This is a genomic window from Vreelandella arcis (genome assembly GCF_900103865.1).
Classification (GTDB): Bacteria; Pseudomonadota; Gammaproteobacteria; order Pseudomonadales; family Halomonadaceae; genus Vreelandella; species Vreelandella arcis.
Map to the genome: position 1 here is coordinate 221,684 of NZ_FNII01000008.1, position 8,352 is coordinate 230,035.

The following is an 8,352-nucleotide window of genomic DNA, read 5'->3' on the forward strand; positions in this document are numbered from 1 at the left end:
CATGAAGAAGCGCATCCTAGCCTACGGCCGCCTGAGCGAAGCCCAACTGGCCCAGCTGTCCCGCGAGTTCGAGGTTCAGCAGTTTCACGGCCTCGCCTCGGCAGATGATCCCGAGTTCCGTGCCGCGCTGCCCGAGGCCCATGGCCTGATTGGCTCCAGTGTAACGATCCCCGCAGAGCTGCTCGATGAGGCTCCCAACCTAGAGGCTATCGCCAGCATCTCAGTGGGCTATGACAACTACCCGGTGGACGCACTGACAAAGCACGGCATCCTGCTGTGTAACACCCCGGACGTGCTCACCGAAACCACTGCTGACACCGGCTTCGCGCTGATCATGGCAACCGCTCGCCGGGTCGTGGAGCTGGCCGACTTCGTTAGGCGCGGCGACTGGCAGAAGAGCATTGGCCCTGAACACTTCGGCAGCGACGTGCACGGCAAGACTCTCGGCCTGGTAGGCTTCGGGCGCATCGGCGCCGCCGTGGCCCGGCGCGGCGCCCTGGGATTTGGCATGCAGGTGCGCTACGCCATGGCCTCGCCCAAGCCAGCCCTGGAAGCGGAACTGGGCGCTGAACGCCGCGAGCTTGACGAGCTGCTCGCCGAATCCGATTTCGTGTGCGTCACCGTTCCCCTCTCCGAGGCCACCCGCCATCTGATCGGCGCTGATGAGCTCGCGCGCATGAAGTCCTCGGCGATCCTGATCAACATCGCCCGTGGCCCAGTGGTGGACGAGGCGGCGCTGATCGAGGCGCTGGAGACAGGGGGCATCCACGCCGCCGGCCTCGATGTCTACGAGCGCGAACCCCTGTCGCAGGCGTCACCGCTGCCTCACATGGCCAACGTGGTGGCCCTACCGCACATCGGCTCGGCGACCCACGAGACCCGCGACGCCATGGCCCAGCGGGCGGTGGACAACCTCATCCTGGCGCTCTCTGGTGAACACCCCATCAGCCTAGTCAACGAAAAGGCCTGGGAGTCGCGCAACGGCGCTTGATCGGGCGGCCTTAGACTAAAGACGATTGGTAGGAACCCATCGTATCAGCTAAGTTTTAGATCAATCTAAAAACAACCATACGGAGACACCATGCGCCAGGATGCCTCGCCCCGACAGGATCAGCGCGATAGCGCCAGCGTGACCCTGCAGGACATCGCCGCCCACGCCGGGGTGTCCCGCTCGACGGTATCACTGGTGCTGCGCGAGAGCCCGCTGGTCGCCGAGCGAACTCGGCTAAAGGTTCAGCGTTCGATCAAGGCATTGGGCTACGTCTATAACCGCGGCGCGGCGGCCTTGCGCGGCAGCCGTACCTCGACCCTGGGGGTAGTGGTTTACGACATCGCCAACCCCTTCTTCGGCGCCATGGTGGCCGGTATCGATGCCGCCCTGAACCGCGAGGGCTACGTCTCCTTCCTGGCCAACAGCGAGGACTCGCCAGCGCGCCAGCAACGCTTTTTGGAGCGCATGCGCGAACACCAGGTCGACGGCATCCTGCTGTGCCCTGCTGAGGGTACCGACCCGGCACTGATCGACACCCTCGACGACTGGGGCATGGCCTGCGTGCAGGTGCTGCGCCACGTAGGCGAGCCGCCCTTCGACTATGCCGGCGCCAATTTCCACCAAGGGGTCTGCCAGGCAATGAACCACCTGGTGGCCCTAGGGCACCGTCGTATCGCCTTCCTTGGCGGCCACAGCGAGCACTCGGCAACCCGCGAGCGTTGGCAGGGCTATCGGGAATCGCTGGAACACCACCAGCTCGCTTACCAGCGCCTGTTGCGTTCCACCGTGACCCGCCGCGATGGCGTCGACATGATTGAGAAGCTGATGGCCGAGTCACCGGCGCCCACGGCCGTGGTCTGCCACAACGACCTGGTGGCCTTTGGCGCTATGCTCGGCCTGAAGCGTCTAGGGCTAGTACCCGGCGTCGACTGCGCGGTGATCGGCACCGACGACGTCGAGGAAGCAAGCCTGGGTGACCCGGCGCTGACCAGCATCGCCACCCATCCTCATGCAATCGGCGAGGAGGCCGCGCGCTTAGCGCTGCGGCGCATCGCCAACCCGGCGGGCGCACGGGAACAAGTCGTGCTGGCGCCCCGGCTGCAGGTTCGCGACTCCTGCGGGGCCGCCAGGCCCGCGTCAGACGCAGCAGTACCCGACCCTGCAGCCGGGGAACACGCCTAGCGTCTTATCCCACGTCCGCCACTCACCAACGCCTAGAGCGACGACAACAACAAGGTATTATCATGACTCAGAAATGGATCGATCCAAACCGCACTACCACCCGTGGACTACTGGGCACCGCCCTACTGGCCACCGCCGCCCTCGGTTTCGCGGGCACCGCCCAAGCCTTGGACCTGCGCTTCGGCCACGGCGGCACCGAAGACACCGCTTACCAACTGGGCGCCGAGCGCTTCAAGGAGCTGCTTACCGAGGCCAGCGACGGTGAGATCGGCGTCCAGATCATGGGCAACTCGGTGCTCGGTCACGAGACCGAAATGTTTGAACAGCAGATGGCCGGCGCCCTCGACGTGTCGATCATCAATCCTGGCCTGATCACCGACTTTTCACCCACCGCCAACGTTTTCTCGATCCCCTTCCTGTATCGCGACGAGGAGCACTGGCGCCAAGTACTCGACGGCGAGGTGGGGCGCGCGATCGCCGACCAGATCACAGCAGAGACCGATGTGCGAGTGCTGGCTTTCTACGGTGGCGGCAAGCGTCAGGTCGTTAGCACCGAGCCGCTGGAGAGCCTTGACGATCTCGAAGGCTTAAAGATCCGCACCAACCCCACCCAACCGCTGATCACCGCCTGGGAGGCGCTGGGCGCTGATCCCACTGTTATGGAGTGGAGCGAGATATACACCGGTCTGCAACTGGGTGCCATCGACGGTCTGCTCAATGAGGCGGAATGGATCCACCGCATGCGCTTCCACGAAGTTGCGCCGCATATCGGCCTTTCCGAGCACGACATCACGGTGCGACTGCTGACACTTTCCCAGGCGACCTGGGATCGCCTCGACGAGTCCCAGCAAGACCAGGTGATGGAGGCCGCCGCCGAGTCCGCTAGCTACGCTCGCAACGTGCAACTCGAGCAAGACGCCGAGGCGCTCGACCTGTTGGTCGAAGAGGGCGCCACCCTGCACGAGATGGATCGCGAGACCATGATGGAGACCGTGGAGGGGCCGCTTGAGAGCGTGATCGCCGACATGGGTCTGACCGAGTATCACCAGATGATCGTCAACGCGAAATAACCCACCCGGCGCCGGCCTGGCCGGCGCCTCGCTTGCCATAGGTAATCGCCATGTCCCGACTGCTCGCTGGCCTGGCACAGCTCAACCGGGTCCTGGAGCGTGTGCTCCATTGGATTCTGCTGTCGCTGGTGCTGGGCTTCATCCTGCTGGTCATCTACCAAGTGATCAGCCGAAACCTGGCCTTCATGCCGAGCCTCTACTGGACCGAGGAGTTCAGCCGTTTCGCCTTCCAATGGATGGTCATGCTGGGCGCTGCGGTGGGGGTGCTTCATGCCGACCATTTCGTGCTCGAGGCCTTCCCCCGCGGCTCGCGGGCCGATCTCGCTACCCGGGTAATCCGCGACCTGGCTTGCCTGGCCATCGGTATCCTCTTCATCTTCCACGGCCACGAATTCGCCCTCTCAGGGCTGCGCCGTAACGCCACCGCCTCGGGGCTATCAATGATCTACGTCTATTCCACCTTCATGGTCAGCGGGGTGTTCATCTTGTTGTTCAGTGTACAGCGCCTGCTACATGCCCTGCTCCACGGCATGGACGCCATGGAAGCTTCGCTCAACACCCCGAGCGAGATCGAGACACTTGAGGTCGGTGCGCCTGGCAACAGCGTGGAAGGCCTCGAGCCACCTCCCGGAAGTAGGGAAAAATCCGACCGGGGAGGGCCCCACCTATGATGCCCGCCGACTGGATGTTCATACTGCCCTGGCTGCTTTTCGGCCTGCTCGCCGTGTTCATTGTGGTGGGCGTGCCCATCGCCATGGCGCTTATCCTGACCTCTTTCAGCCTGATTCTGCTCGACCCGCGACTAACCTCCTGGGTGCTCTTCCAGCGCATGTACAACGGTATGGACTCCTTCGTGCTGCTGGCCGTACCACTCTTCCTGCTGGCCGGCAATCTGATGAACGCAGCACGCATCACCGATCGCTTGATCACGCTATGCATGTTGCTGGTGGGTCACTTCAAAGGTGCCCTGGCCCATGTCAACGTCATGGTCAGCATGCTGTTCGCCGGCGTTTCCGGCTCCTCGACTGCCGACAGCGCCGGCGTAGGCACGGTACTGATCCCGGCCATGAAGCGTGAAGGCTATCCGACGCACTTCGCCGTCGCCGTTACAGCCGCCTCCTCCGTGATGGGCATCATTATCCCGCCCTCGATCAACATGATCGTGTGGGGCGCCCTAACCAACACCTCGATCGCCGGGCTTTTCCTGGGCGGCATCCTGCCCGGGATCATGATCGGCGTCGCTCAGCTGGCACTCAACCTGGGCTATGTGCGCCGCTACAACGTGCCGGTGCGACCGCGAGCTACCTTCCGCGAACTGCTGCACTCGGGCAAAGACGGCCTGATGGCGGCGGGCATTCCGGTGGTGATCATCGGCGGCATCACGCTGGGCATCGTCACCCCCACCGAAGCGGCCATGATTGCCGTACTCTACGCCCTGGCACTGGGCTTTCTCGTCTATCGCGAGCTCACGTTCCGCGATGTCCTGGATTCCTCCACGGCGACCGTTAGGCTCTGCTCGCTGTCGCTGTTCAGCCTGGTGGGAGCGGCGATCTTCGGTTACCTGATCAGTTTCTACCAGATTCCCCCCAAACTGATGGCCGGGGTGAACATCACCGATCCGGTGATGCTGCTGCTGGTGATGACCGCCGTGATGCTGCTCATCGGCACCTTTATGGACTCGCTGCCCGCCATGGCGATCATGGCGCCGATCTTCATGCCGTTGGCCATGCAGGCGGGCATCCACCCGGTGCAGTTCGGGGTGATCGGCGTGATGGCGCTGGGCCTGGGACTCATCACGCCACCCTACGGGCTGTGCCTGATGATCTCAGCCAAGATCGGCGGCATCCCGCTGCTCAAGGCGCTAGGTACCACACTGCTCTACCTGGCGGTGATGCTTGCGGTGATCCTGCTGCTGATCGTCTACCCCCAGTTGATCCTGGCGATTCCTCGCGCCCTGGTGCCGGACTTCGTCTAACCCACCCCGACGCCGGTTCCTGCTAAGATGAACCGGCGTTTCTTTGTTCACCGACCGAGAGGCCCTCATGCCCCTACCGCTCTGCTTGCTCTTCGACTCCGATGGCACCCTGGTCGACAGCGAGTGCCTGCTCGCCGAAGTGATGGCCGACCTCCTGCCAACCTTCAACCTGCCCTTTTCCGCCCGGCAATACATGGAGGAGTTCCGCGGCGTACGCTTCCGCACCATCGTCGACACCCTCGGCGAACGCCACGGCGCCCTGAACGAAGAACGCTTCCCGTCGCTGGAGAGCGAGATGCGCCGCCTGATGGAACAACGCATGCGCGCCGAACTGCTACCCATCGACGGTATGCCGGAAGCACTGGAGGCCCTGGCCGCCCACCCCAAAGCGGTGGTCTCCAACGGCCCGGAGCGCAAGATTCGCTGCGCCATGGAAAGCACCGGCTTGGCATCCCACTTCGGCGACAACCTCTACAGCGCCTATACCCTGGGCGTGTGGAAGCCCGATCCGGGCCTCTACCGTCAGGCCGCCGAGGCCATGGGCCAAGCCCCCGAGCACTGCGTGGTGATCGACGATGCCGCCGTAGGCGTGGCCGCCGGACTGGCCGCCGGCATGCGGGTAATCCACCTCAACCGCTTCCCCGGTGAGGAAACAACGCCGGACGGCGCCATCGCTATCCATCACGCCGGCGAGCTACCCACTGCCGTGGCCCAGCTCGCCACAAAGGAGAGCGTCCCTGACCCACTTTAACCGGCATGGCCGGGTGGCCATATTTACCCTGCCGGCTGCAACAAAGGGTGCGGCCAGGGCCTAACCCTGGCGGGGCCAGCGCAGACATCATCGCCCAGAGGCGCTACCGGTTCTCAGGCCGGTGGCGTTTATTCCACCACGGTCGTCGTAACGTCCAAACCACCGGTTAGCGTTAAACGCAGCGTGGCGCCCCGCGGCAGCTCACCCACCCCTGAAGGGGTTCCTGTTAAAATAACGTCGCCGGGTTCTAAGGTGAAATGACGGCTCATTTCCGCGACCAGAGTGGGAATGGTAAAAATCATATCGGCCCCTTCCCCGTGCTGACGCTCCTCACCGTCGATCTCCAGCGTAAACGCCAGCGCATTCCAATTAGGTACACGGTTTAACGGTAAAAACGACGAGAGCGGGCACGCCCCGTCAAATGCCTTGGCAATTTCCCAGGGATGGCCTTTCTCTTTTAGCTGCATTTGTACATCGCGCAGCGTTAGATCAAGCGCCAAACCGAGTCCGATGATCGCCGCACTGGCTTCATCCGGTGTTGCATCACAGATCGTTTTCCCCACCAGCAGCGCTAACTCGACCTCGTAGTGAACCTCGCCACGACTGAAAGGCGGAGACAACGGCTGTTGGATATCCACAACGCTGGTCGCTGGCTTGATAAACAGCAGTGGCTCACTGGGAATCGGGTTGTCCAATTCTTTAGCGTGGTCGACATAGTTGCGACCGACACAGACAACCTTGCCCAGCTCATGGGAAAACGCTTGACCATCCGTAAACTGGGGAACAAAACGCATGATGGGATTCACTCCTTATGGTGCGCACATTTAGATGCGCACCAGTCTACCCCACCCATGCGATTGTTCCACATTTCTCTGGTCGTCAAACAAAGTGACTTAACTTACGACCAAGCGTCGTTTGCCCCGTGGGCCAGGAAGTCGGGGCGCCGGGTTGGCGCTGCGAAAGGCGCACGGCAACGGTTATCCGGACGATTAAACACAAAGAAAACGTTGCTGCGCGGATCGGGGGACAGGTTGGCGTTAGATGCGTGCAGCGTGTTGCAGTCAAACAGCAGCAGCCCACCAGCCTTGCCTTTGGGCGCTTCGATACCGTGCTCCGCGACCAGCGCTGCTAGCGCTTCTTCACTCGGCACACCGATTTCCTGGGTTTTCAACGAGCGCTTATAGTTATCTTCCGGCGTTTCACCCAGGCACGGCACGAATTTTTTATGCGAACCAGGGATCAACATCAGCGGACCATTAAACTCGTGATTATCCGTCAGAATAAGTGACGCGCTCACCGCATGCATGTTGGGCATGCCATCTTCAGCGTGCCATGTCTCAAAGTCCGAGTGCCAATTAAAGCCCTTACCGGCAAACCCGGGTTTGTAGTTAATACGTGACTGATGCACGTAGGGATCCGCCCCGATTAGCTGCCGAGCAGCGCCCGCCAAGCGCTCATCGCGCGCCAATTCACCCAAACGCTCAGAGAGGAAATGCACGGCAAAGAGCGAACGGATTTCCTGGCTTTCAGGTTCAGTGATACTAAAGTCTTTGTCACGATAGGCATCGTGATTCATCAGTGACTGCATTTCCCGACGCAGCTCATCGAGCTCTGAACCGGTAATCAGGTTGGGGATAAACAGAAACCCTTTGCGTTCGAACTCGTCGAGTTGCGCCTGGCTTAATGGGCCTGATAAATGCTGCCCTTTCACCACTGCTTCTTGGCGCGGCTGCCAGAGTGAAGCGGGGGCATTTGCCAACCGAGATGGATAAGCATCCTTTGCTACCGCGGGTTGGGCAGACGGTATATCCGTCATTTCACTGTACTGCTTATGCGCGTTAACAACATTGAGAGGTGTGTTGCTCACTGCCATCTAATCCACTCCTTGTATGATTAAATTTCAGATCAATTATCTTGCAGTGCACAAGATAGACAACTTCAGTTCCTCTGCAAGTCACACATGCATGTTTCGTAACGTGGGTTACGTGAAAAAAATTCACTCTTTTTGGGCATTCTAACCAAGCGCACCCTTTCATCCTGAATTCAAACATTAAGCGCAGCACCTGCGGTTTTTAGCGCCCCTGAATACTCTCCCAGGAACACTTGTGCCGGTGTCCGATACCCCAAGCGTTTTCTGGGGCGATTGTTCAGCTTGGCAACGACTCTCCTCAGTGCTGAGTCGCTCACCTTTCGGAAGTCCGTTCCTTTCGGGAAATACTGGCGAATCAGGCCGTTGGTATTTTCATTGGTACCACGCTGGCATGAGCGGTACGGGTCACAAAAATAGGTCTTGGCCGAGACGGCCTTGGCAACCTGTCGGTGCTCAGCGAATTCCGAACCGTTATCCAAGGTGATGGTCTGCACTGCGCCTCGGCGTGGTTCT

9 protein-coding genes are annotated in these 8,352 nt (G+C 61.1%); 6 read left to right on the top strand and 3 right to left on the bottom strand.

The window, feature by feature from the left end; translation table 11 throughout:
* Position 1: 1 nt before the first annotated feature.
* The 6 genes from BLR97_RS11770 (at position 2) to BLR97_RS11795 (ending at position 5,969) form a co-directional block, all read left to right on the top strand.
* The gene (locus BLR97_RS11770; RefSeq protein ID WP_089706722.1) at positions 2–991 is read left to right on the top strand and encodes a 2-hydroxyacid dehydrogenase; all 990 of its coding nucleotides are present in this window, start codon (positions 2–4) and stop codon (positions 989–991) included.
* 90 nt (positions 992–1,081) lie between these two features.
* Entirely contained in the window at positions 1,082–2,173 is a 1,092-nt protein-coding gene (locus BLR97_RS11775) for a LacI family DNA-binding transcriptional regulator (RefSeq protein WP_089706723.1), read from the top strand.
* Positions 2,174–2,235: 62 nt separating this feature from the next.
* Positions 2,236–3,243 carry a TRAP transporter substrate-binding protein gene (locus tag BLR97_RS11780; protein ID WP_089706724.1) on the top strand — a complete coding sequence of 336 codons (1,008 nt, stop codon included), beginning with the start codon at positions 2,236–2,238 and terminating at the stop codon, positions 3,241–3,243.
* A 50-nt stretch (positions 3,244–3,293) separates the two neighbouring features.
* Positions 3,294–3,914 carry a TRAP transporter small permease gene (locus BLR97_RS11785; RefSeq protein WP_089706725.1) on the top strand — a complete coding sequence of 207 codons (621 nt, stop codon included), beginning with the start codon at positions 3,294–3,296 and terminating at the stop codon, positions 3,912–3,914.
* Positions 3,911–5,218, top strand: coding sequence for a TRAP transporter large permease (locus BLR97_RS11790; RefSeq protein ID WP_089706726.1), 1,308 nt, complete (start codon positions 3,911–3,913; stop codon positions 5,216–5,218). Before BLR97_RS11785 ends, BLR97_RS11790 begins: the two co-directional genes overlap by 4 nt.
* Before the next feature lie 67 nt (positions 5,219–5,285).
* Positions 5,286–5,969, top strand: a complete 684-nt coding sequence (locus BLR97_RS11795) for an HAD-IA family hydrolase (RefSeq protein ID WP_089706727.1) — start codon at positions 5,286–5,288, stop codon at positions 5,967–5,969.
* 128 nt (positions 5,970–6,097) lie between these two features.
* On the opposite strand, the gene BLR97_RS11800 is transcribed toward BLR97_RS11795, so the two are convergent.
* The 3 genes from BLR97_RS11800 to BLR97_RS11810 form a co-directional block, all read right to left on the bottom strand.
* Complete coding sequence (locus BLR97_RS11800; protein ID WP_089706728.1) at positions 6,098–6,763, bottom strand: fumarylacetoacetate hydrolase family protein; 666 nt, start codon at positions 6,761–6,763, stop codon at positions 6,098–6,100.
* Between the two features lie 104 nt (positions 6,764–6,867).
* Positions 6,868–7,842 carry an ectoine hydroxylase gene (gene thpD / locus BLR97_RS11805; RefSeq protein WP_089706729.1) on the bottom strand — a complete coding sequence of 325 codons (975 nt, stop codon included), beginning with the start codon at positions 7,840–7,842 and terminating at the stop codon, positions 6,868–6,870.
* A 170-nt stretch (positions 7,843–8,012) separates the two neighbouring features.
* Positions 8,013–8,352 (bottom strand): IS30 family transposase (locus tag BLR97_RS11810; protein WP_139172935.1); only part of this gene is annotated, 340 nt, incomplete at its 5' end.

Bases quoted from the DNA above. Each gene is read 5' to 3' on its own strand.
- BLR97_RS11770 (WP_089706722.1), top strand. From the start codon at position 2: ATGAAGAAGCGCATCCTAGCCTACGGCCGCCTGAGCGAAGCCCAACTG.
- BLR97_RS11775 (WP_089706723.1), top strand. From the start codon at position 1,082: ATGCGCCAGGATGCCTCGCCCCGACAGGATCAGCGCGATAGCGCCAGC.
- BLR97_RS11780 (WP_089706724.1), top strand. From the start codon at position 2,236: ATGACTCAGAAATGGATCGATCCAAACCGCACTACCACCCGTGGACTA.
- BLR97_RS11785 (WP_089706725.1), top strand. From the start codon at position 3,294: ATGTCCCGACTGCTCGCTGGCCTGGCACAGCTCAACCGGGTCCTGGAG.
- BLR97_RS11790 (WP_089706726.1), top strand. From the start codon at position 3,911: ATGATGCCCGCCGACTGGATGTTCATACTGCCCTGGCTGCTTTTCGGC.
- BLR97_RS11795 (WP_089706727.1), top strand. From the start codon at position 5,286: ATGCCCCTACCGCTCTGCTTGCTCTTCGACTCCGATGGCACCCTGGTC.
- BLR97_RS11800 (WP_089706728.1), bottom strand. From the start codon at position 6,763: ATGCGTTTTGTTCCCCAGTTTACGGATGGTCAAGCGTTTTCCCATGAG.
- thpD (WP_089706729.1), bottom strand. From the start codon at position 7,842: ATGGCAGTGAGCAACACACCTCTCAATGTTGTTAACGCGCATAAGCAG.